Origin of the sequence: Zobellia barbeyronii (genome assembly GCF_018603515.1) — a bacterium.
In the GTDB taxonomy this organism is placed as follows: Bacteria; Bacteroidota; Bacteroidia; order Flavobacteriales; family Flavobacteriaceae; genus Zobellia; species Zobellia barbeyronii.
Genome location: NZ_JACATN010000005.1, coordinates 166,779 through 191,921 on the forward strand (window position 1 = coordinate 166,779; position 25,143 = coordinate 191,921).

General features: G+C 36.7%; 20 protein-coding genes. 8 read left to right on the forward strand and 12 right to left on the reverse strand.

The genetic code is table 11. The features are described 5' to 3' along the window. Positions 1–142 precede the first annotated feature (142 nt). On the forward strand, positions 143–1,444 hold the full coding sequence (locus tag HW347_RS16895; protein WP_214612927.1) for a dipeptidase: 1,302 nt from the start codon (positions 143–145) through the stop codon (positions 1,442–1,444). On the opposite strand, the gene HW347_RS16900 is transcribed toward HW347_RS16895, so the two are convergent. The 4 genes from HW347_RS16900 to HW347_RS16915 all read right to left on the reverse strand — a co-directional run bounded on the left by HW347_RS16900 (position 1,441) and on the right by HW347_RS16915 (position 5,053). Next, positions 1,441–1,836, reverse strand: a complete 396-nt coding sequence (locus HW347_RS16900; protein ID WP_214612928.1) for an acyl-CoA thioesterase — start codon at positions 1,834–1,836, stop codon at positions 1,441–1,443. The two genes, HW347_RS16895 and HW347_RS16900, sit on opposite strands and share 4 nt — an antisense overlap. Before the next feature lie 56 nt (positions 1,837–1,892). Next, positions 1,893–2,789 carry a DUF72 domain-containing protein gene (locus HW347_RS16905; RefSeq protein WP_214612929.1) on the reverse strand — a complete coding sequence of 299 codons (897 nt, stop codon included), beginning with the start codon at positions 2,787–2,789 and terminating at the stop codon, positions 1,893–1,895. Between the two features lie 113 nt (positions 2,790–2,902). Further along, a complete protein-coding gene (locus HW347_RS16910) occupies positions 2,903–3,484 on the reverse strand; it encodes a hypothetical protein (protein WP_225901962.1) in 582 nt (193 codons plus the stop codon). Positions 3,485–3,697: 213 nt separating this feature from the next. Beyond that, a complete protein-coding gene (locus HW347_RS16915) occupies positions 3,698–5,053 on the reverse strand; it encodes an NAD-dependent succinate-semialdehyde dehydrogenase (protein WP_214612931.1) in 1,356 nt (451 codons plus the stop codon). Between the two features lie 163 nt (positions 5,054–5,216). On the opposite strand from HW347_RS16915, the gene HW347_RS16920 reads away from it, so the two are divergent. Beyond that, the gene (locus tag HW347_RS16920) at positions 5,217–5,624 is read left to right on the forward strand and encodes a glyoxalase (RefSeq protein WP_214612932.1); all 408 of its coding nucleotides are present in this window, start codon (positions 5,217–5,219) and stop codon (positions 5,622–5,624) included. On the opposite strand, the gene HW347_RS16925 is transcribed toward HW347_RS16920, so the two are convergent. Then, positions 5,616–6,296, reverse strand: a complete 681-nt coding sequence (locus HW347_RS16925; RefSeq protein ID WP_214612933.1) for a DUF2461 domain-containing protein — start codon at positions 6,294–6,296, stop codon at positions 5,616–5,618. The genes HW347_RS16920 and HW347_RS16925 overlap by 9 nt on opposite strands. 94 nt (positions 6,297–6,390) lie before the next feature. Between HW347_RS16925 and epsC the strand changes: the two genes are divergently transcribed. Beyond that, entirely contained in the window at positions 6,391–7,185 is a 795-nt protein-coding gene (gene epsC / locus HW347_RS16930; protein WP_214612934.1) for a serine O-acetyltransferase EpsC, read from the forward strand. Then, the gene (gene cysM / locus HW347_RS16935) at positions 7,175–8,059 is read left to right on the forward strand and encodes a cysteine synthase CysM (RefSeq protein ID WP_214612935.1); all 885 of its coding nucleotides are present in this window, start codon (positions 7,175–7,177) and stop codon (positions 8,057–8,059) included. Before epsC ends, cysM begins: the two co-directional genes overlap by 11 nt. Before the next feature lie 29 nt (positions 8,060–8,088). On the opposite strand, the gene HW347_RS16940 is transcribed toward cysM, so the two are convergent. From HW347_RS16940 to truA, 3 genes are all read right to left on the reverse strand, one after another. Then, positions 8,089–8,886, reverse strand: coding sequence for an alpha/beta hydrolase (locus HW347_RS16940; protein WP_214612936.1), 798 nt, complete (start codon positions 8,884–8,886; stop codon positions 8,089–8,091). A gap of 70 nt (positions 8,887–8,956) precedes the next feature. Next, positions 8,957–10,048, reverse strand: a complete 1,092-nt coding sequence (gene corA / locus HW347_RS16945) for a magnesium/cobalt transporter CorA (RefSeq protein ID WP_214612937.1) — start codon at positions 10,046–10,048, stop codon at positions 8,957–8,959. A 40-nt stretch (positions 10,049–10,088) separates the two neighbouring features. After that, positions 10,089–10,886 (reverse strand): tRNA pseudouridine(38-40) synthase TruA, encoded by a 798-nt coding sequence (gene truA, locus HW347_RS16950; protein WP_214612938.1) that lies wholly within the window; start codon positions 10,884–10,886, stop codon positions 10,089–10,091. A gap of 338 nt (positions 10,887–11,224) precedes the next feature. On the opposite strand from truA, the gene HW347_RS16955 reads away from it, so the two are divergent. Next, the gene (locus HW347_RS16955; protein ID WP_214612939.1) at positions 11,225–11,707 is read left to right on the forward strand and encodes a hypothetical protein; all 483 of its coding nucleotides are present in this window, start codon (positions 11,225–11,227) and stop codon (positions 11,705–11,707) included. A gap of 101 nt (positions 11,708–11,808) precedes the next feature. Here the strand turns inward: HW347_RS16955 and HW347_RS16960 are convergent, their stop codons facing one another. After that, a complete protein-coding gene (locus HW347_RS16960; protein WP_214612940.1) occupies positions 11,809–14,835 on the reverse strand; it encodes a T9SS type A sorting domain-containing protein in 3,027 nt (1,008 codons plus the stop codon). A 238-nt stretch (positions 14,836–15,073) separates the two neighbouring features. On the opposite strand from HW347_RS16960, the gene HW347_RS16965 reads away from it, so the two are divergent. Further along, a complete protein-coding gene (locus HW347_RS16965; RefSeq protein WP_155596552.1) occupies positions 15,074–15,772 on the forward strand; it encodes a response regulator transcription factor in 699 nt (232 codons plus the stop codon). Next, positions 15,769–17,262 (forward strand): sensor histidine kinase, encoded by a 1,494-nt coding sequence (locus HW347_RS16970; RefSeq protein ID WP_214612941.1) that lies wholly within the window; start codon positions 15,769–15,771, stop codon positions 17,260–17,262. The genes HW347_RS16965 and HW347_RS16970 overlap by 4 nt, the downstream gene beginning before the upstream one ends. A 116-nt stretch (positions 17,263–17,378) precedes the next feature. On the opposite strand, the gene HW347_RS16975 is transcribed toward HW347_RS16970, so the two are convergent. From HW347_RS16975 to HW347_RS16985, 3 genes are all read right to left on the reverse strand, one after another. Next, positions 17,379–19,706 carry a chondroitinase-B domain-containing protein gene (locus HW347_RS16975; RefSeq protein WP_214612942.1) on the reverse strand — a complete coding sequence of 776 codons (2,328 nt, stop codon included), beginning with the start codon at positions 19,704–19,706 and terminating at the stop codon, positions 17,379–17,381. Positions 19,707–19,933: 227 nt separating this feature from the next. Next, positions 19,934–20,992 (reverse strand): polysaccharide lyase family 7 protein, encoded by a 1,059-nt coding sequence (locus tag HW347_RS16980; protein ID WP_214612943.1) that lies wholly within the window; start codon positions 20,990–20,992, stop codon positions 19,934–19,936. A 121-nt stretch (positions 20,993–21,113) separates the two neighbouring features. Further along, positions 21,114–23,429, reverse strand: coding sequence for a chondroitinase-B domain-containing protein (locus tag HW347_RS16985; protein WP_214612944.1), 2,316 nt, complete (start codon positions 23,427–23,429; stop codon positions 21,114–21,116). Between the two features lie 339 nt (positions 23,430–23,768). Between HW347_RS16985 and HW347_RS16990 the strand changes: the two genes are divergently transcribed. Beyond that, positions 23,769–25,118, forward strand: coding sequence for a Kelch repeat-containing protein (locus tag HW347_RS16990; protein WP_214612945.1), 1,350 nt, complete (start codon positions 23,769–23,771; stop codon positions 25,116–25,118). The last annotated feature ends 25 nt before the right edge of the window (positions 25,119–25,143 follow it).

Genomic DNA, 25,143 nt, shown 5'->3' on the forward strand with positions numbered 1-25,143 from the left:
TTACTTCATTTATAAAATCCTTAAGTATATTATGCTATAAAAGTAAAATTCTCTTTTTATCAGAGGGTAGCCAACTTTATGTTCCCTAGAGGCCTATACCTGTTGTCAAAGTGCTTAAATTGTAGGTTAAAACCATATCAATATGAAGCATTTTATCTGTTTATTAAGTATTCTATCTGTCCTCTCCTGTGGCGAGACCAATAAAAAAGAGCATGATACCGCACAAGAAACTGTCCTAGAAAAAGCCAAAAGGATTCATGAAAAAGTAATTACCATTGATACGCATAATGATATCAATGTCCACAATTTTACAGATAGCCTGAACTATACTCAGCGGCTGGAGACACAAATTAATCTACCTAAAATGGAAGAAGGTGGTTTGGATGTTTCTTGGCTTATAGTTTATACCGGTCAGGATACATTAACCGATGAAGGTTATGCTAAAGCTGAACAGAATGCTATTTCAAAATTTGAGTCCATTCATCGTTTATGCGAAGAAATTGCTCCGGACAAAATAGATTTGGCCCTAACATCGGATGACGTAAAACGTATACATGCATCCGGTAAAAAGGTAGCCATGATCGGTGTTGAAAATGCGTATCCCATGGGTAATGATTTAACCAATTTTAAAAAGTACTATGACCTAGGAGCACGTTACATTTCATTGGCGCATAACGGTCATAGCCAGTTTAGTGATTCCAATACAGGAGAGAAAGATAGTGTATGGCTTCATAATGGTTTAAGTAAATTAGGTCAAGAAGCTGTAAAAGAGATGAATAGATTGGGGATTATGGTAGATGTTTCGCACCCTTCAAAAGAGGCTATGAAACAGATGATTGCTCTTTCCAAAGCACCTATTATAGCTTCACACTCTTCGGCAAGAGCCTTGTGTAACCATAGCAGAAACCTTGATGATGAGCAGTTGAAACTTATGAAAGAAAACGGCGGGGTTGTACAAACCGTAGCTTTTAGTTCTTACTTGAACACAGAAAAAGACGAGACTTACAATGCTTATATGAAGTCTATCTTAGAAAAGGTGGCCGATTCTATGGGTCTTGAATGGTATACGCGAGATCAGTTTTCTTCATTGACCGATACGCAGAAGGAGACCTTTATGAAAAACTACCCTAAAGTAAAAAAGATAGGAATTTCAATTGCTGACAAAACTGCTGGTGCTCCCCCAATGGTAGATGTAGCAGATTTTGTAGACCACATAGACTACATAGTCGATTTAATAGGAATCGACTATGTAGGTATTAGTTCTGATTTTGATGGTGGTGGCGGTATCAAAGGTTGGTCAGATGCTTCTGAGACCTTTAATGTTACCCTTGAACTTGTAAAACGTGGATATACCGAAGAAGAAATAGCCAAATTATGGGGCGAAAATCTGTTGCGGGTTTTAGACGAAGTTCAAGCTGTTGCCAAAGGCATGCAAGAATCTTAGTCTTCTTTAGCTAAACGATCTACAACGTATTCAATCTTTGTTTTCCCATGAGGCTTCGGCTTCCCGTTATCACCAAGGTTTACCATAATAATATTATCAACGGTAACGATGGTCTCATGGGTCATTTTATTACGGACTTCGCAATTTAATGTTAATGAGGATTTGCCAAATTTTACGACCTCAATACCAATTTCAACAATATCACCCTTTACCGCAGAGCTCATAAAATTGATTTCTGACATGTACTTGGTAACAACTTTTTTACTCTCTAATTGAATAATGCTGTACAATGCAGCTTCTTCATCTATCCAAGCTAATACGCGACCTCCAAACAAGGTTTCGTTAGCATTTAAATCTCCGGGTTTAACCCATTTTCTAGAATGAAATCTCATGATACTAATGGTTTAAGTGTGTTGAATTTTCTGTAAAATTAGCAAACAAATGCACCCTAAAATAGTTTACCGGTAGAATCTTGCAACGTTTTTGGGATATGAAGGTCAGTATTCCATTTTTTATTCAATTTGTCAATAAATTGAGCAGAAATTAAAGGAGACTCCAATTCCATATTTTGATGAACAAAGAAATGAATGTTTCGCAAACCTTGTTCTTTCCAACCATCAAGCCTATCAATCCAATCATCTAAACGGTCATAATCGCTTATGTGATTTGCTCCTACATAGCGCACAAAAGCCTCATTATTAGTGAGACGCATATGCAACATATCTCTACGACCCGCGGTGTCTACAACAATATTTGCAATGTTGTTTTCTTGTAAAAGGTGATACAATTCCTGACTTACCTTTTCATCATTAAACCAATCCGTATGTCTAAACTCCATAGCCAAAGGAAATTCTTTAGGCCAGAATTCTACAAAACGCACTACCCGGTCCCAATTTTTAGGATCAAAATTATCATGCATTTGCAAGAAAATTGTCCCCAACTTCTCTTTAAGGTTTGAGGTAACTTCCAAATATCTATCAACTATGGGCAGTGAGGCTTCATTTAATCGCCTCAAATGGCTGATGTCTCTAGATATTTTTGGAAAAAATTTGAAGCCTTCTGGCGTTTTATCATACCATTTCTCATATTGCTCCCCAGGAAAGATTCGGTAAAATGTAGCATTCAATTCTATACTATTAAATTGAGAACTATAATAAACGAGTTCATCTTTTGTGCCGCGAGGATAAAAATTCTTTAAATCCTGACGATTCCATTTAGCACAACCAATTGAGATACTCAGAGGCTGATTTTTATCCACAGTAGCCAACACTCCTGCCGTATCATTATGGTCCTTTGGCAAGGTGAAATCTACTAGTTCTGGGTGTTCTACTTTTCCGAATTTCATCTAAAAACATTTTTTGATTGCGAAGCTCTATTTATCAAAGGGTACATAATCGTTTTTAAAGAAAAAAAGCGACTAATTTAATAGTCGCTTTCTATACTTAAAACTTAAAGTCTTTATTTTAATGCTTTCTTTATAATAAACCCGGCAATGTTCTTAGCTAGTTTTGCATAACATTCTGAAATACGGTAACCGCTATTGTAATCATTACCCATGGCACCATACCCTTGAACATCTACATACGTACCTTCCAATAATATATTACTTGGATTCGCAGTTTCATAAACTGTAATAGTAGCATCTATTTCCGCATTCTTTCTTACCACACCAACATTATAACCTGCATAGATTTTATTTGAATGAATCTTCATTGTATAATCTGCTGGGTCCATAGAAACGCTAACCTCGCCATCATCAAACCGTTTGTTGAACGATTCAATAAATTTAGGTTCGTAACGCTCTTCTCTATCTGCAAACCATGACTTTTTAAACTCCTCTCCCTTTCCAGCTTCTTTTTCTTCACGTTTTGCCATCTTATCGGCTAAGAAATCCTCCTCTGAATCATATTTAGGAATCTCTAGGTTACTATAATCGAATTCTAAAGTATAAGCCGATACATCTTTTAGGTTTTTAATATCGCCTTGACTTACTTTCATCTTTTGTGCATAGGTACTAGCCGATACGACTAATAATGCCATTACTAAATGTTTACGCATCTGAGTACAATTAATTATTATGGTTAATATTTAAATACAAGATACAAACGTTTCTAAAATGTGCAAGTTCTGTAACGACTTAAGTACACATATTTATTTTTCCATTGTAGAAGAATTATTTAAAATTAAATAATCATAAATAAAATAGTAACCACTTCTAATTAAACATATTAACAGATTTATTTAAAGTAAATTCTATTTCTTGATATATACCGTTTTTTTGTTCAAAAACTCCTTAATACCATGGGAAGAAAGCTCTCTTCCGTAACCGGAAATACCAACCCCTCCAAAAGGTAACCTTGGGTCACTTTTCACCAATTCGTTAACAAAAACTGCACCTTCATCAAATTGAGGAATAAGTTTTTCTACACGGTCTTTATTTGAAGAAAAAATACTCACTCCCAATCCAAAAACAGAATTATTAGAAAGTTCAACAGCCTCTTCATCTGTATCAAAAATTGTAATTCCTATGGCAGGCCCAAATGTTTCCTCTTTAAAAATAGGCATATCCACGGTAACTTCAGAAAGTATGGTAGGTTCAAAAAAGGTGCCTTTCCTATTTCCACCTAAAACAACTTTAGCACCCATTTCAATAGAACCGGAAACTTGCTTTTCTAAATCTTCTGCCAAATCCTCACGGGCCATAACGCCTATATATGTGTCCTCGGCCATTGGGTCCCCCACTTTAAAACTCTTTACTTTCTCAACATACTTTTCAGTAAACTCTTCAGCTATACTCCTATGTACCAAAAGGCGCTTACCAGCAATACAACTCTGACCAACATTTTGAAAACGAGCCATAGCGCATGTCTCTACAGTTTCATCTAAATTGGCGTCCTCAAACACGACTAGCGCATTGCTCCCTCCTAACTCTAATACCGATTTTTTTATATTTTCTCCAGCAATAGAAGCTACAGAAGCTCCTGCAGGCTTACTCCCCGTAAGTGTTACGGCCTTTACCAAATCATTCTCTATCACCGATTTAATCTTGTCGCTGCTTAGTACTAAGTTTTGAAAACATCCTTTAGGAAAACCGGCATTCTCAAATACTTCCTGTATCATTTCAGCAGACTTCATAACATTTGAGGCATGCTTTAAAATACCCACATTACCAGCCATTAAATTAGGAGCTACAAAACGGAAAACTTGCCAAAATGGATAGTTCCAAGGCATGACCGCTAATATCACACCCAAAGGTTGGTACTTTACATAGCTGGTTTCCGCATCCGTTTCAATAATCTCATCTTGCAACTGATTTTCTGAATTTTCTGCGTAATATTCACAAGCCCATGCACATTTTTCTACTTCTGCAATGGATTGAGAAATTGGTTTCCCCATTTCTTTGGTGATAATCTCAGCATATTTCCTTTTGTTGTTGCGAAGCTCTTCGGCTGCTTTAAACATCAGCTTTGATCGTTCTTCATAAGAAGTCTTTTTCCAATCAAGAAAACATTCATGTGATGCTTTAATCTTTTCTTCTAACTCACTATTATTTAACTCTTTAAATTGAAATAATTTTTCTCCGTCATATGGATTTACCGACTCTTTCATCTTCCGCTTTTTTTTATTTGAAACCAACTATTTCTTCATTGGCCGTATTTGTCTCTATTACAAAGTAACAGGTTTGAATTAATGTTCATAACCTCGTTAAGAACTAATTTTAACACAAAAAGGCACTGCCCGCTTAATCTCTACCTTTATAAAAACCCGTATTATGAGCGATCGATCTAGTATTCTCTTAAGCATTCGTCCAGAAATTCCTTCCGCAAAAATTACCGATGGTATGAGCGAAAACGAAAGGTTTCAAAACCTAACCCTACGCCCTATTCTTAAGCTACAAAATTTCATGCTTGTAGCCGTTTTCAAAAATTACATTGCAAAACATAAGAACAGTTTTTATGAACTTACTTTGGAGAAACGCTTAGACTTCATTGAAAACGCAATCCAAAAAGACATCAAATTCCGTAATTCGTTAAAAGGAATTGTAATTGGCCAATTTACCTTAGAAGAGTATGAAATATACATCAAGAACTCTTCTGCTCTAAACAAGCGCATGATGAGCATGGTTGTAGACCGCCTAAAAGACCAAATACAGCTGTTTGAGCAGAAAGTACTAGTCTAATAGTGATTCCCCGTTCAAATTGGTTGTGAGTACATCACTCATATAATCGAAAAAAGGTCGTATTGCTCTAAAGGTCTTATTAACTTCATCTGCAAAACCAGTAGAAAGCACTTCCTTATCCGTGAATTTCCGGGTAAAAATAAATTGTTTCTTTTTTATCAAATCAATATCCTCATGGGTTTTATCAAAACCTTTGGGAGCTGTTTTCAATTCGTCACCTTGTAGTTCGCCCCAAGTGGACTTTAAGTTCTTTTGAGATAGAATTTCTCGCATTTCAGAAGCGTCTTCTTCCAATTCTTTTCGAATACGAAGTAAATCTTCTTTATTCGGATCCCAAAAACCAGTTGCCAAAAATGACTCTCCTGGCTTTATTTGTAGATAGTAACCACCACGTCTTTGGGCTCCTGCCCTGGAGAAAGAACCTGCAAAATGAGCTTTATAAGGTGTTTTGTCCTTAGAAAAACGAACATCCCTATAAATTCTAAACATTTTTGTTCTTTCTATTTCATCGTGAGTACCAAGCTTAACCGCTATGGCTTCAAAAAAAGCTTTTACGCTCTGTTCGTGACGTTTAAACTCTGGTTTGTTTTCAGTAAACCATTCCCTGTTGTTATTATTTTTAAGCTCAATTAATAAATTGAGTGTTTCTTTAGTAATTATCGGATCTAACATACGACCTAAATGTTGTTATTTTAGATAAAGTTAACCTTTTTACGAAATCGGCTTTTAGATTTATCAGTAATTTAGCCCTTTCACCAAAATGCATATGGACCATACTTCTATCATTGATAAAATTAATAGGCATAAGAAACAGCCTAATTTAAGATACAAACTAAAAGAAAAAGTTGAAGAGTTTACCAATTTACTTTTTTACACCCTTTTTGACATTGATACACCAGTAGAAAAGAATCTAGGCAAACTAGAACTACTTTTTGATGACGTGGTTAATTTGGCGTGTTGGGATACGAACAAACCTTGTAAAAAAGTTTGGGAAAACTACGTTGAAAAACTGCCCGAGATACTGGAACGCCTGAACCTTGATGCAGAAGCAACCGTAAATTGTGATCCTGCGTCATTATCCGTAGAGGAAGTTTATATGGCGTACCCTGGCTTTTATGCCATTGTTATCTATCGTTTAGCTCACGAACTGTATTCCATTGGTTTTCCTTTGGTTCCCAGATTAATGACTGAATATGCGCACCGCCAAACCGGTGTTGATATTAACCCTGGAGCCCAAATTGGAAATTCGTTTCATATTGATCATGGCACTGGTGTGGTAATAGGCGAAACTGCAATCATAAAAGAACATGTTAAGATTTACCAAGGTGTAACCTTAGGCGGACTTTATGTGGCTAAACACTTGCATAGTACTAAACGACACCCAACTATTGAAAGAAATGTAACCATATACGCAAACGCTACCATATTAGGTGGTAAAACGGTAATTGGCGAGAACTCCATTATTGGAGGTAATGCTTGGTTAACAGCATCGGTTCCTGCAAATTCAACTGTTTTTCACACGCCTGATATCAAAATAAAAACACTACCCAATGTCTCATAGTATTTTAGACCTAATCGGTAATACCCCTTTGGTAGAATCGAAAGTATTGAACACAAACCCTAATGTTAAGCTCTATTTTAAAATGGAAGGGCACAATCCTGGCGGAAGTGTAAAAGACCGTGCTGCGTTCAACATGATTAAAAATGGACTTGAGCGTGGTGATTTTGATAAAAATTCTAAGCTTATTGAGGCTACAAGCGGAAATACAGGTATTGCATTAGCCATGATTGCCGGAATCTATGGTCTTGATATGGAATTGGTAATGTCAGAAAAAAGCACCGTCGAACGTGTAAAAACCATGAAGGCTTACGGAGCAAAGGTTACCCTTACCCCTGCGGATATTGGGATTGAAGGAGCTAGAGATTATGCCGAAGCCAAAGTAAAAAACGAAGGCTACGTAATGATTAATCAGTTTTCTAATGATGATAACTGGAAAGCACATTACAAATCTACCGGTCCTGAAATTTGGAATGATACCGATGGAAAAGTAACTCACTTTGTCTCTTCTATGGGAACCACAGGCACCATTATGGGTACATCTACCTACCTAAAGGAGAAAAACTCGGATATTCAGATTGTTGGTGTTCAACCTACCGACAATTCTAATATTCCCGGAATTCGGAAATGGCCAAAAGAATATTTACCTAAAATTTTTGATGCTAAAAAAGTTGACCAGACTATAGAAGTCAGTCAAGAAGAAGCCAAACAAATGGCCATACGGTTAGCTAAGGAAGAAGGCATCTTTTCAGGTATGAGCAGCGGTGGAGCGGCAGCAGCGGCTTTACGCCTAGCGGAAACACTAGAAAGTGGCATTATTGTTTCTATTGTCTGTGACAGAGGAGACCGTTACCTTTCTTCTGATTTGTTTGACTAGAAAATTGTTGATAGGACAAGGTCTTTATATCAATCTAAAATCTTATTCATTCCTTCTTTGAACACTTTAAAGTCTTGAAGGTAATTATGTCCTGCTTTAGGAATACCAAAGAGTTTCTTATTCTTTCCAGGTATAGCCTCGTATAGCTTTTCTGCAGACACAAACGGGATTACACCATCTTCCTTTCCATGGAAGATATAGATGGGGCATTCTACTTTTTGTACAAATTCATTAGATGGAAACCTAAAGTTAGACAACCAGTCTATTGGTAAAAACGGAAAACGATGCTTACCTAGTGCCACAGCACTGTAAAAAGGAGACTCCAACACCATTTTCTCTGGATTATTTTCAGAAGCCAACCATGTAGCCACTCCCGTACCAAAAGACCTGCCATAAACTATAATTTTATCTTCCGCATATTGCTCTTTGGCATAATTATAAAAGAGCTGAGCATCATCATACAAGGCTTGCTCACTCATCTCTCCCGTACTTTTTCCAAAGGTTCTATAATCTACCAAAATAGACTCGTAGCCTTTTCTAGAAAAAAGGTTTGCTACATGTATTAAGTGAGAAATATTACCTGAATTACCATGAAAGTAAAGGATGACACCTTTAGCGCTATCTTGCTTAATATGAACGGCATTCAGTTTTGCGCCATCATCCGTAGTTAAATTTAGCTCCTCAAAATCTTGACAAAAATCATAGGTATGGTTAAGTGGCATTTTAGACGGAAAGAATACCAAACGTTCTTGGAAATTGTAAGCTAGAACAGCAATTAAAGCATATAGAAATACAAGTATCAATCCCCATTTTTTCAATCTACGCATGAAGTACTAAATTTTAATGGTGCTATTTAATAGAAAAATACAATTATGATGATAAAAAAGGTGGATATCACTACAACCAGTTTTTTCTTTTAAAATAAACCATCATACCAATAAAAAGGGCAATCATCAATGCCCATACGTAATAGTATCCGTTTGCAGTATGTAGTTCTGGCATATTGTCAAAGTTCATTCCGTAGACGCCAGCAATAAATGTAAGCGGTATGAAAATAGAGGCCATTATGGTCAATACCTTCATAACTTCATTCATCTTATTACTCATATTACTCATGTACATTTCCATGAGACTCATAGACATTTCTCTGTAAATCTGGAGGCTTTCATTAATTTCCAAAGAGTGATCTAAGGCATCTCTTAGAAATACTTTGGTGTCTTTGGTAATCAAGGGATTTTCTGTATCAATCAAGCGGCTAACCAATTCTTTAACGGGGAATATCCAACGTCTTATTCTTAAGACTTCCTTCTTTATTTGCTGAATTTCCTGAGCAATTTCTGGTGTAGGGTTATCATATACCACTTCCTCCAAATTCTCTATTTTGTGATTCAAATGCTCAAGAACAACAAAATAGTTATCTACAATAGCATCCAATAATGCAAAAAAGAGGTAATCCGCACCCCGAGTTCTTATACGACCAGATTTACTTTTGATTCGTTGCCTTACTCCTTTAAAGACATCGTCATCCATTTCTTGAAAAACGAGCACACTACTATCCATTAGTACTATTGCGACATGTTCGTATACGATTTCTTGCTCGGTATTTAGGTACAACATCTTGAAAACACTAAAAATATAATCCTCGTATTCGTCAATTTTTGGCCGTTGATGGGTATCCACAATATCTTCCAGCACCAAAGGATTGAGTCCAAAGCGTTTTCCTATTTTTTCTATAAAAACTTCATCACTAATACCTACTATATCTATCCACGAAATTTCCGGTACTTCTTTATGTGCAACAATAGCATCTATATCTCCAGGAATATGCTCATTAAGAATTGCTTCGTTATATTCTAGAATATTAACTACACTATCACCCCCTTCTCTTTGGCCCATATAGGTTATGGTACCGGGAGCTTTGCCCATTTTCTTTTGAAATTTGGAAGCTTTCTTTGGAATCAATTTCCCTAATCTTTTTCGTCTCGACATGAATAGATTAATTTTTATAAATATAGTAAGAAGTTGGCAACTAGATTTCTTGATTTTTAAAATGTAGGTCATGTAAAAGCAAACCTGAACCAGGTGCTACGTAGGTAAGTTTCATAGTACTTTCTGGCTTTAAAGAATCCTGAATATCAGCCAAAGACAGCTCACCTTTTCCTAGTTGAATTAACGCTCCCATCATCATCCTAATCTGGTAACGCATAAAACCTTTTCCGCTTACATGCAGTGCATAACTTTTTTTAGGAAAGAAATTGGCTTTTAAGAGCTCATTTTCCTTTAGTTCACATGAGATTATGGTGCGTTCAGTTTTCGTGTTCTCCTGTAATCTAGCCGTATAAATTTTGAAATTATGAGTTCCCTCAAATAGTTCTGCTCCCTTTCGCATTAAATCAACATCTAGCTTATTCAGAATATTAGCAAGAAAAGGTGCGCAAAAAGGATTATTTTTTTCACCGTGAGAGAAGAGATATACATACTCTTTTACTTTTGCATCTTGAATGATATTAAAGGAACTATTCGTTTCCATTATGTTTAAGACTCTAATATCTGGTGGAAGATTCTCATTGAAAAGCTGGAGAAATCCGTCCATATCAGTTAAAGGCTCTCCATCTATAAACAGTTCAAACACCATGGATAAGGCAGATACTTTGGCATCTGTCCGGCCGGCCCCTAAAATTTTAAACTTTTGGCCTTCCAATATGAATTTTAAGGTTTTTGATAACATGGTCTCTACGGTTTTTTGACCAGGTTGTTTTTGCCATCCACTATAACGAAAGCCTAAATACTGAAGGCGCACTAAATAACAATAACGGACTACTTGCATGCAATTCTCTCTTTACAGCCAAGCTACCATTTTTTTTGTACTTTGTAATAATCAATGTCACGTACCTATCTATATTGTTACAGTGATTAATTTGGTTCTATCTTTATTTCAATAATCTTGCTATTCTAAAGTTTGGATTTCATAATATTGTCGGCAAGAGTTATTTAGAATGGAAATTGCTATTTTGTGTGTTGGTTTTAATTATTGATTAAAAATTATAGTTTTTGTCGATATTAACAAAGCATACTGCGCTTTGACGATTATTTTAAATAAAGTAGGAAAAAAGACGTTTTTTAGTACCCTTAATTCAACCACCAACCTCTGGAAAACAAATTTTTATGAAGTTTATTTTAAAAATATTCCCCTGGAAAAGAACAATAAATGTTTCTATTGCTGTTATTGCCGTGCTCATTGTTTTTAATTTTTACGGCCTATACACCAATACATTTTATCTACTGAAACCTAACAACTACATATTTCCGTTGTTAAGCTTGTCACACATTACCTTTTTATATGTGTTATGGTTTAAAATTAAAGAAGATGAGCTAACTGATCCGCAGATGCGCAATATAGAATATATTCTATATGCTGTTTTTGGGGTATATGTTTTTAAAACAATAGAGTCTTTAGTTATTCTTACAAGCTACTCTAATTTTGAAAACCATATTATACCGGCTAGTTTTATACCGATGGGGATATTGATATTTGTATTACACTTGTTTTTACTAGGTCTTACCTTATTAGCTATTAAATACCGTAGAGATATGGTCGGAGCCTATGTATTTGACGATATGAACCAACAAATTGATTCTTGGGAATAACCATCCAATAACTCTTTGATAAATACAAAACCCCGTTTTACAACGGGGTTTATTTTTTGAACAAAATAGCTATTGTTCATAATACAATGACAATCTAATGGTTATTTGATTACAATCTTCTTTGTAACTGTTTTACCATTTGCCTGGCTAATTCTTAGAAGGTATAAACCTCCCGGCACTGATTGAACATTGAGAGAAATTTTCTTATCCTCAACTTGACTAACACCACTATGTACTGGATTTCCTGCGGTGTCAAATATTGAAACATCAACACTACGAGAAGTAAAGTCAGGCAAAGAAACATTCAATACATCTAAAGCTGGTATTGGATACGCTTTTGATACGGTTTCTATTTCAGAAACTTCCTTACGCACCACTTCTATAGGATTGGATAAATCATAACATCCTACAAGGTCATTGGCGTTTAGGCCTATTTCCGCACCTTCCAGTCCGTCTTCGTAACGCAAATGCCAGATCAAGCAAGTACCTGCACCAGCTCCATCAAAATCTACACCTTCAACCGCCGCCAAGGATGGTGGGATACCCAATATATTTCCTTCTTCATCCGTGATTACGAACGTACTGTTCTTTCCTGAACGTTCACCTGTAATGACTATACCACTGACCATATCTGGAGTTCCATCTACATAAAATTCAAAAGGTCCACCTGTCAACGTTCCGGCATCTGTCTTTGTGCGTACCACCATAATCGGGTTGGATAGGTCAAAATCCCCCTTTAAATCATTGGCGTTAAGTCCCATTTCTGCACCTTCTAGTCCATCTTCATATCTCAGATACCAGATTAGACATGTACCCGCTCCTGCTCCATCAAAGTTTACGCCTTCTACAGCTTCCAGTGTTGGTGGAAGTCCGAGTATCTTGCCAGTATCATCCGTAATAACAAAGGAACTGTTGTTACCCATGGCGTCGCCGCTCATACTGATTCCAGATACCATATCCTCTGTACCATCCACACAGAAATAAAAAGGTCCACCGAAAAGTTCCCCGGCTTCGACTATCATTTTTTCCTTACGCACCACTTCTATAGGATTGGATAGATCATAACATCCTACAAGGTCATTGGCGTTTAGGCCCATTTCCGCACCTTCCAGTCCGTCTTCGTAACGCAAATGCCAGATCAAGCAAGTACCTGCACCAGCGCCATCAAAATCTACGCCTTCTACTGCAGCCAAAGATGGTGGTATACCCAATATATTTCCTTCTTCATCCGTGATTACGAACGTACTGTTCTTTCCTGAACGTTCACCTGTAATGGCTATACCACTGACCATATCTGGAGTTCCGTCTACATAAAATTCAAAAGGACCACCGGTCAATGTTCCCGCATCTGTCTTTGTACGTACTACCATAATCGGGTTCGACAAGTCAAAATCACCTTTTAAATCATTGGCGTTGAGTCCCATTTCCGCACCTTCAAGGCCATCTTCATATCTCAGGTACCAGATTAGGCATGTACCCGCTCCCGCTCCATCGAAGTTTACGCCTTCTACAGCTTCCAGTGTTGGAGGAAGTCCGAGTATCTTGCCCGTATCATCCGTAATAACAAAGGAACCGTTACTGCCCGTCGCATCACCACTCATACCGATTCCCGATATCATATCTTCCGTACCATCCACACAGAAATAAAAAGGTCCTCCGGAAAGTTCACCGGCTTCGACCATCATTTTCTCCTTACGAACCACTTCTATAGGATTGGACAGATCATAACATCCAACAAGGTCATTGGCGTTAAGTCCCATCTCTGCTCCTTCTAGTCCGTCTTCATAACGCAGGTGCCATATCAAGCAAGTACCTGCACCAGCGCCATCAAAGTCAACGCCTTCTACTGCCGCCAAAGATGGTGGGATGCCTAAAATATTCCCTGCCTCATCCGTGATTACGAAAGTACTGTTCTTTCCTGAACGTTTACCTGTAATGGCTATTCCGCTGACCATGTCCGGAGTTCCGTCTATATAAAATTCAAAAGGACCACCGGTCAATGTTCCCGCATCTGTCTTTGTACGAACTACCATAATCGGGTTCGATAGGTCAAAATCACCCTTTAAATCATTGGCGTTCATTCCCATTTCTGCACCTTCTAGTCCATCTTCATATCTCAGGTACCAGATTAGGCATGTACCCGCTCCCGCTCCATCGAAGTTTACGCCTTCTACAGCTTCCAGTGTTGGAGGAAGTCCGAGTATCTTGCCCGTATCATCCGTAATAACAAAGGAACTATTGGTTCCCATGGGGTCTCCGCTCATGCCGATTCCAGATACCATATCTTCCGTACCATCTACGCAGAAATAAAAAGGTCCTCCGGAAAGTTCCCCAGCTTCGACCATCATTTTCTCCTTACGAACCACTTCTATAGGATTGGACAGATCATAACATCCAACAAGGTCATTGGTGTTAAGTCCCATCTCCGCACCTTCCAGTCCGTCTTCATAACGCAAATGCCAGATCAAGCAAGTACCTGCACCAGCGCCATCAAAATCTACGCCTTCAACAGCAGCCAAAGATGGTGGGATGCCCAATATATTTCCTTCTTCATCCGTGATTACGAACGTACTGTTCTTTCCTGAACGTTCACCTGTAATGGCGATACCGCTGACCATGTCCGGAGTACCATCTATATAGAACTCAAAAGGACCACCGGTTAACGTTCCTCCATCCGGTTGGTTTCGATATACCTTAACAGAATTAGAAAAATCATAATCCCCTTTTAGGTCAGAAACATTCATACCACCTTCTAGGCCTTCCAAACCGTTCATATAACTTAGATGCCATATAAAACAAGTTCCTACTCCAGCTCCATCAAAATTTACAGCTTCTGGATTAGGTGGAAGCCCTAATATTTTACCTGTTTCATCAGTAACTACCCACTGTGAATTTTCACCGCTATTTCCACTAACGGCAACTCCAGAAACGTGGTCCGGATAATTATCTCCAACGCAAAACTTAAAAGATTCTCCGCTGATTTCTCCTCCATCAGAACCCTCAATTATATCATTTGCCATAATTTTAGGAGACATTAAGAGTGTCACTAAAGTCAGCAAAAGTAAAGACCAAGACAATGCTCTAGGTCTGTTGTTCGCACTCAAACAAAAAAGTAGTTTTCTTTTCATAATAACGTGTTTTTAATTTGTACCCAAACTAATTGTTATATTGAAGCGAGAAGTCACAGAAAGCTAAACTTTTGAACTAATTCCGTGATACTTTTGTGAACATTTCCCACATAAACATCAGGTTATCAATAATTTTAGGGTTTCATAGGTTATTATAGCCCCTTGCCTACCATTTGTCTATTTTAGACTTCCCGTGATAACTATGTGATACTTTTTAACGTCATTCGTACTCTGAATTATGAAAGAAATATTGATTATAGAAGATGATCCAGAAATCATCAAACTCTTAGAGATTCACCTTACCGATCTTATTTATAAGACATCTAAGGCAATGGATGGCGCCGAAGGTTTACTAATGGCTCTTAACCATGATTACGACCTTATACTTTTAGATCTAACACTCCCCAGCATGGATGGAATTGAAATCTGTAAAAAGTTAAGAGCCGAAAAAAACACGCCGGTTATCATGCTAACGGCTAAATCTGAAGAGATTGATCGTGTCCTTGGACTAGAAATAGGTGCTGATGATTACATCACAAAACCCTTTAGTATTCGAGAGTTATTGGCCCGTATTAAAGCTGTAATGCGTCGTACAGATGCACAACAGGTGAAAACTGAAAGTACTGATACGATTGCTTTTGAGGGACTTTTTATTGATATTGACAAAAGAAAAGTGCTTTTAAACGATACCAAAATTGAGCTTTCCCCAAAGGAATTTGAACTTTTAGTTTTAATGGCTTCCAACCCTGGACGCAACTACTCAAGAACAGAACTCCTGAACATGATATGGGGGTATAATTTTGAGGGTTACGAACATACCGTTAACTCACATATTAACCGTTTACGAGCCAAAATTGAATCTGACATGGCCAACCCTACCTTTATTCTCACAACTTGGGGTGTTGGCTATAAGTTTAATGAAGACATCTCACTATGAGCCAGAAAGAAAAAACTTTGACGCCCAAGCTGATCAAAAAACTTTGGTTGGCCTTTATACTTCTTGTCTTATTAATGGGATCTTCATATATATTTATCACTGGCTATTTTGCCAATAAATATAGCCAGGAAACCACGCAACGACTTAATGCCGATGTGGCTCATCATGTGATTGCCGAAAAATTTAAAGATGCTTCTCCTTTTCTTGAAGATGGTAGCGTCAATAAACCCCTTTTTGGTGATTTAATGCATGATATGATGGCCGTAAACCAGAGTATTGAGGTCTATCTACTAAATGAAACGGGAGAAGTTCTGTATTCCGTAGTGCTTGATCATGGTGACAAAAGTTCAACCAAGAGTGTTTCATTAACTCCTATAGAGTTTTTTATCAAAAATAAAGGCGAGCGCTTTGTTCTGGGTGATGACCCACGAAATATAGGTGAGCAAAAAATATTTTCAGCAGCGCCCTACTCTGTGGATGGTCGTGAAGGATACGTTTATATTGTACTTGCCGGTAAAAAATTTCAAGAAGTGAGCGACAATCTCTTAAATCAATATTTCACCAAATTAGGCATTGGAGCAACCTTGTTAACTATGCTCTTTTCTTTGGTTATTGGCCTTTTGGCCATTTGGTTCTTGACTAAAAATTTACGTTTAATTACAAAGACAGTCCGTAAGTTTCATGATGGGGACTTGCAAGCACGTATTTCTAATCCAGAAAATTCTGATATTGAAGTGTTTGCTAACTCCTTTAATGAAATGGCCGATAGTATTGTTGGCAATATGGATAAGATGCAATCTGTTGATTTGTTACGGAGAGAATTGATTGCCAATGTCTCACACGACCTTAGAACACCACTTGCAATTTTAAAGGGATACATTGAAACGTTACAGATTAAAAACGATTCCCTTACGGAAGAACAAAAACAGGAATACCTACAAATTACGCATGACAATGTAGATAAGCTGTCTAACTTAATAAATCAGCTTTTTGAGTATTCTAAGTTGGAAGCAGAGCAAGTTACTCCGGTGAAAGAACCTTTCTCCATAACTGAGCTTTCTCACGATCTAATTGCTAAATTCAGGGTTTTAGCAGAACAGAAACAAATTGATCTTCAACTAGACAATCCTGAAGAAAATTGCTTGGTTTTTGCAGATGTAAGCTTGGTAGAAAGAGCTTTGCAGAACTTAATAGAAAATGCCTTGAAATACACTCAGGCCAACGGCAAAGTGACTTTATCGCTTCAGAAAAAAGGAAAGAATGTAGAGATAAACATTACCGATACCGGAACTGGTATTCCAGTGAATGAACAGCCCTTTATATTTGACCGCTATAAACAGGTTGATAAAAGTGCTAAAAAACAAGGGTACGGACTTGGTCTGGCAATAGTTAAAAAAATCATGGATTTACATGATACGACTATTACCGTTTTGAGTAGACCTAAGGAAGGGAGTTCTTTTATATTTCACCTTCCCGCCTATCAAGTTTAAAATAAAAAGCTGAACACTATTCATAATTTAAATGAAGTGGTGTTCAGCTTTTATATTTAGTAAACAACAAATTACATTGTTCAGCTACTAATTTCAGTTGATTATTCTCTTCTCTCCTATTTCACCCCTAAATCACCACCATCCGTAGCTTTTCCTTTTAAAGGAGAATCAGGACTTAATGAGTATGATGAATCATCCATAAACTCCGGAGCTAAATCCCATTGATTTTCTACAAAGTATTTCTGATCTCCGGTTACAACAAGTTTTTCAGAATTGCTTAGGGCATTATTACGCACTTTAACAATAGGCTCACCAACTACTAAATGCATTTCAATAGCCTTACTATCTTTAAAAATATTGTTTTTGATATCTGTTTCTTGTACTCCGTATAGTGATATGGCAGATTTGTATTTGTTCTTCTTACCAAAACCAACATTATCAAATACATTGTGATCCATCTCTAAGAAAGGCCCAAATGTGCTCTCGTCTTTACCTCCTCTATATAACCGTAATGCCGCTCCTTGTAGTTCGCTTATAGTATTGTTTTTCATTATGAAGTACTCTACATTGTAAGCTCCAATATCATCAGTCTCCTTATCTAACGCTGCAATACTGCCCGTAATTTTTTTGAAGGTTGAATTTTGAATGCTAATGGTATCTGCAAATGTACCTTTAGAAACTCTTAGCACATCAAAAGAATGGTTGACCACCATATCTTTAAACTCGCAGTTATCAATAAACAATTTGTAATTATCCAGCATGGAGTTTTTACTCGTACTGATAACGGAATTACCAGCGTAATCAGGAGATTTAGCACCATCAAAAGTGATATTCTCCAAAGACAAACTACCACCATCTTGGATTTCAAATGCCATCATTCTTTCAAATAAAATGGTTGCCTTTTTCTTACCAACTGTTTTAAATGTTAGCGGGTGGTCTATTTTTACAGCTTTCGTTAACAAGTAGGTTCCACCTTCTTCCAATTCTATGATGTCTCCAGCTCCTGACGTTTTAACGATTTCATATAACGTATTGATACCTGCTTCTACTTTTAAAGTTTTACCGGAATTCAACGTTACACTATTGTCTGCTTTAGAATACCACTCTATTCCTGTATTTTGCTTAGTAGCAATTTTTGGACTTATCGTAACCTTAGTTTTTATTTTCTTTGATGTAGGTATTAAAAAACCTTGCTCGTTTTTTACTAATTTAATATCTGCATTTTTAAAACCAGACTTAATACTTGTTTCTGAGTTTTCACCTAAAATATTATCTTTAAAAATAATCCCACTAATATCATCGTTAATAGTGAAAATGTCTTTCTTGTTATCATTATAAATAATGTTCTCTGAAAATTCAGAAGTTCTTGGTGCTTGACTTCTTTCTTCATCGTTACCTGCACCAAAAAGGATATTTTCACAATTAACAAACGTGTTGTTGTTTACCTTAGAATCAATAACCGGTACATAACGATTTGGTGGTGAATCTGGCACACCATTCATCATAACAAAAGCACCTCTAAAACGGTATCCTGTTAAACCAATATGATAGTTGTTAATAACTGTTTGCGTTTCATTAATTACACGTACACCTCCCGTACTTGGCTTTCCATTACCTATGAAAACATTACCGTCAACTAGCGTCTCATTTCCATGACGCATAGTTAAAGTACCTGTACACTCAAAAAAGGTGTTGTATTTAAAGGTGTTTTGACAAGATTTATTTGAAATAATTTCGTGCTCGCCATTAGTTCTGTCAAAGTAATTAGACTCTACTAACGTATTAGAATTTTCTAGCGCATGATGACTGGTTCCAATCCTTAAAGTTTCACCTCCGTTATTACCGTAAGTTGGTCGAGGACCAAAATAGTTGTGGTCTATTTGGTGATTGTTTGCTCTACTACCTTCTGTGTCCAAACCAACAATCATGGTAACACCTAAGTTCTTTTTTCCTGAAATATGGTTATGGTCAATACGGTTATTTTTACCATAAATCGTTACCCAATAATCCTGCACTTGACGTTCTGGATTATTGAAATTATCAATGACACATTCCGTTAAACGGCTGTTATTAGCCATTTCTTCTCTATTTTTTCTAAAAGAAATAACTGCATTTGTTGGTGTGTAACCATTTTTAAAAACAAGACCTTTTACTATTAAATGGTCACCTGCAATTCTTAGATTAGAAGCTCCTTCTAAAGTTACTTTTCCTTTTTCTTCAACGGTAAGCGTGATTGGCTTTTCTGCCGTACCGTTAGCTTCAAACAAAAGTTCTGCATCCATCCATGCTCCATTAGCAAGAACAATGCTATCACCTGGTTGCGCCTTTTGAAGCATTTCTTCAAACTCTGCTACATTTTTTACTGTTCCCATTTGCTGTGCTGTAGCAAATGAGCAGCTAACCGTGATAAAAATTAACGAGAATAATTTATTTAAGTGTGTCATATGTAAATTGGTTTACCAAACTGGTTTACCAAAAGTACATATATTTGCTAGACTCACAAGTTTTTAACAGAAAATCGGTCGATATTCATCCGAATAGATAATTTGACCTTGACGAAATTATCAATTCTATAAATTAAGTATTACTGGTTTTACGCTATTTAAACCTACCTATTCCAAATTGCAAAGCAGCAGTATCAATAACTTCAAAATCACCTCTTAGGCAGATACTATTCTTCAATTGGCAATGTACCTTCGCCTACAGTGGCTTCCTTAAACCAGACCTCCGTATAGCATCCATTTGCATACTGTTTTGGTATATCGCCATCATACGTTTCGGAACCTGTACTCCAAACCATATTGTCATCTGGAGATTTTCCATTAGTTTGATTGTACGCACCTTGTTTGAAGTATTGAATTTCACCAGCATATGCATTTTCACGTTCAATTCCGTCACGACCAATAGACGCATATAAAGTCCATATTTGTTCCGGTATATCAGATTTCTTAGAGAAATCTGATTTCAATAAGTTTTTTGTAAATTTTACAGTGTCATGTCCTTCACTTGAAAAGGTTAGATACATTATACCTTTAAAGACATTTATTTCATAACTAAACTCTTCTCCTAATTCAATTCCATTTTCAGGTTCTTTAGGATATGTAGTAGCGGTTTCTCCAACAACAGACATGTCATTTCCCCAAATGGCTGTTGAATAATCCCATCTTTTTGAATTGTCTCCTTTTGTATTAATTTCATAATTCCAAAAAACAGAACCTTTTGTATGGCCAGGAAACTTTTTATAAAAGATTTTTATAGGTTCGTTCTCATGTCCTTCATCACTATGGATTTGCCCAACTACCACAGAATATGACGCGGCAACTCTAGCGTCACCTGAGGTAGATACATGCTGAACCTTTAGTGTACCGGTTAATTTACCTCCGGTTTCTGGTATCCAATGTTTTTTTTGTCCTAACTCTGTTCTTGTATTACTTGAAGTTCTTGAGGTAACCCCAGAGTTAGGCGTTTTATAAACTACCCAATCCGCTTGATCATCCTTTTCTACATAGAAAAAATCTTTTTTCTCATAGTTCACTAGTTCTTCCGAACGAGTTCCGTCACCTAAAAGAATTTTCCATTCGTCCATAAAAGGAATTACATCACTTGGATATTTAGTTTCCTTCTCAGTTTGAGCTGTTGCCTCTGAACTCGTATCTGGAGAGACTTTAGCATTGTTCTTACAAGCGAATAATGCTAAAACTGCAACTACCGTAAATACTGATTTTTTCATCTTCAAATTGATTTTACTCGATAATCGAGATTAAATGCTCCGAGGCTTGCCTCGAAATCAAAGTGTATTCCTTTTAATGCCTCTGGGCTTGCCCCGAGGTAGTTTACTAAAGAATACTTAGTTAGTACATCAGTTTAAGTGGAAGGTTTTCTTCTACGATAAGCTCCCCTGAATTTTTGATTTCGTTATTAGCATGTGTGTTATTTTTGGCACCCCATAAGCGAGCAACGAATTTTACCGGATTGTCCAGAAATTTGTTTCCTGAAAGGTCCACATTAATAATACCATAGGTGTTAAGTAAAATTCCGTCTTCTTCGTTGGCACCACAATTTTCAAAAGTGCTATTAGTTACAACTAAATTTCCACCAACAGTAGATTCATCATAACCACCCCTATAGTAATCAACTACATTTTTACCAACATTCTCAAATTGACAATTCTCTATAAAGATATTCTCTGCACTATATTCCCCACGATCATCGGTTTCTTCAGAAATTTCCAAACCATTTGCACAGTTTTTTATAGAAGTAGATTTAAACTTAATATACTCGGAGAATGAATGTTTGTACGCTTTTAGAACATAATCAAAATTAGATATTTCGGAATCCACAACGGTCAAATTATAAAGACTGGACATGTTCTCTTTTAAGCTTGCGAACGCGTACTGATCTTTTGCGCCTATAAGGTAAACACCTTTAAGAGTAAGCTTTCCTTTAGGGTTCATTTCAAAGGCCGGTGTTCCTGGAGCACCATTATATTGAATAATAGCCTTGTTATTGACATCCGCTGAGCGAATGGTCAACATCTTATCAATTTTTAAAGAGGTTTTCAGCTTATACTTGCTGGAAGTCAGAACAATGGTATCACCATTTTTTGCTTTCTGGAGCGTACTAACCAATTTGGAAGTTGAACTAACGGAATAGGTTTTGGGTGCATAGTCATTAGCAGAATTTGGAGAATACCAATCTGGACCGTACTGAGATACATCCATAAGATTTAGATTTTTAACCGGCTTACCTACAACAGCCCCAACTTCGTTTTTTTCCTCTCTTGAATTCCCAAAAAGGTCCTTTTTAATTAAATCAAATTCAAAACCATTATAAAGTTCCGGACTGGACACATCAGCCGATGGAATCCAAACATTTTCTTCCAATTCAGAAATTGAAAAATCTTCTGCTTCAATACCGGAGATTTTATCAAATGAAACTCCTTGATTGTTAATGATATTACTTTCAAAATCAATTCCATCCAAAGAATCATGAGCAATTACAACTTGCTCAACACCTTTGTCATTGTAGATTAGGTTGTTGGCCACAATTGTACGAATAGGTCTTTCAGACCTGATTTCGCTAGCGGGAAGAATATCCTTTTGATCTACGTTAGAACCAACACTAAACTGCCAAGGGGAGCAATTAATGTATGAATTATAGGCTACCACTACATCTGTAACCTGTATATATCTATTTAAAGGCGATTTTTTAATACCGTTCATAATGGCCAACGGACTTCTGAACGTATCTCCTTTTAGGTCAAAAAAGTAATTGTTCGTCACCCAATGTCCTGTTCCAATAAGTCTCACTCCTCCTATTTGCTCAGAATTTTTATCGCCTATAAAATAATTGCCATCTATAATACAATAGTTACCGTGCCTTGTAACCACTGACCCTTCGCTTTTATAGAAAACATTGTTTCTAAATTCGTTAAAGTTGGTTTTACTTGAAATAACTTCAACTTCGCCATTACATCTGTCAAAGAAATTATGTTGAACCAAGGTGTAACTTGGAGCCATTGAAGTATAACTATTACCAAGCTGTATGGTTTCTGCACTTGGACCACCTTTTGGAGGTCTTGGTCCAAAATAATTGTTGGTGATTTTATGATAATTCTTTATGCTATGATTCCCTGCCAAATCAATTCTGACCGTAGGCCCTCTGTTAGCCTTACCGGCGATATAACAACCTTCTAGTTCATTATGACGCCCGTGAAACAAAACCCATAAATCCGTTTGATTTTTTTGAGGCTTATTATAATCTAAGATTACACTATTGGTAAGCTTGGAGTGATTGGCAACCGTATCTTTATTAATTGCAAACTCCACCACGGCATCGGAAGGAGAATAACCACTCGTGAAATTCAAACCACTGACTACCAAATAATCTCCACCAAGTTTTAAGTCAGATACTCCACTGATGAAAACTTTTCCAGCAGTTTCGGCTTTAAGCGTAATTGGCTGCTCTTCTGTTCCATAACCTACAAATTTAATCTGTACATCCTTCCATTCGCCATTGGCCATTATTATCTCATCTCCAGGACTTGCACTATTTATTGCAGCATTCAATTCTGATATGTTTTTTACATAAAACTCTTGATAATCAGGGTTTTTAGTAAATGAAAAGAATAAAAGAGCTGCACTTATTGCTAATAAACTAGTTTTCATCGTTTAGGTGTTTTGAGAGAGTTGTTCTATTAGATTCTTTAAAATAGTTGAGAATTTCGAATACAGATTAAGTAACTACATCCAATTGCCATCTTGCCTAATTGGTTTACCAAACTGGTTTACCAAATATAGCTTATTTATCTTTCTAAACAAAGGATTTAGTCCTTACTCCTGACGATAATTAGTAACCTAAAACTTCATTTACTATTCTTATTTATCAATTCACCTGACTACTATTGCCTAAAATTGATGTTTATCTGAAAGAAGAAACACTTGGTCTAAAGCTTCAAATTTTTTATAAGGCTGATAGTTATATACTCATAACTTAAAATCCCTATCATGAAGTTTAAAAACCTACTATTTATCAGTACTTCCCTTTTGATTTTTGGCGCATGTTCTAGTGATGATTTACAAATTGATGTCCCAGATACGGATACCGAGCAACCGGAAGAAGAAGAACAAGTTCCAGGGAATGGTGCTCCTGAAGCATTCAATCTTGTAGCTTTAGATAATGGTGCAGCAGATATTGATTTAAATCCGCTTTTAACTTGGGCTACTGCTACAGATCCAGATGGCGATGAACTTACCTATAAACTTTTTCTAGACACAACAGTATCTCCAGAAACTATTATAGCAGAAGATTTAACAGCACCTGAGTTTTCTATAACTGAAGGTTTGGAACGAAACAAGGTATATTATTGGAAAGTAGTTGCTAGTGATAGTAATGGAGGTAAAACCGAAAGTACCGAAACCTTTAGCTTTAGCACTAAAGGCTATACGTTTTCCGAAACTGCTTTAACTGCTAATGCGGAATTTAGTAAACGAAGAAATCATAGTATTACTGAGTTTGACGGTAAATTATGGATGATAGGTGGTCAAAACGACAACTCAAATTACAAAGACGTATGGTCTTCTGTAGATGGAAAAACCTGGGAGCTAGTGGCAGAGGATCCTTTTGGTTTTGGAGGAAAAAATAACCACACAGCTATTGTATTCAAAAATAAGTTTTGGATTATTGGTGGAGGTTTTAGTGATATCTGGTCCTCTACTAATGGTATAGATTGGGTACGGAATGATTTATCCGGTCCATTTGGCTCTAGAGAAGGTCATTCTACCCTTGTTTATGATAACAAGTTGTGGGTTATTGGTGGAACTAAGGTAACTGAACAAATGAATGATGTTTGGTATTCTGAAGACGGAATAACTTGGACAGAAGCAGCATCTAGCACACAGTTCTCACCACGTACAGACCATACTACGGTAGTATTTAATGATAAAATGTATTTAATGGGGGGAACTACAATTCAAGATTTCTCACCTTTATTCTATAATGATATTTATACGTCTACTGATGGCATAAACTGGACGGAAGTAGCTACGGAATCTGTATTTGAAATTCGTGCTAATCATACCTCTTTAGTGTATGACAACAAAATGTGGGCCATTGGTGGCTGGCAAGCTGTAACGAATCAAGAAACTATGGAGCAAGACGTTGTTTCATTTGCAGATGTATGGTATTCAGATAATGGAACCGAATGGAATAAACTGAGCGGTAGCGATTCTTATACCGGAAGATTAGGACATGCCTCTACTGTTTTCGAAAATAAAATACTTATCTCTGGTGGATTACATATTGACCAAGATGATAATCTTAGATCTCACTACAATGACGTATGGGTCATTGAATAATTGTAATAACAACCAATAAAAAAAG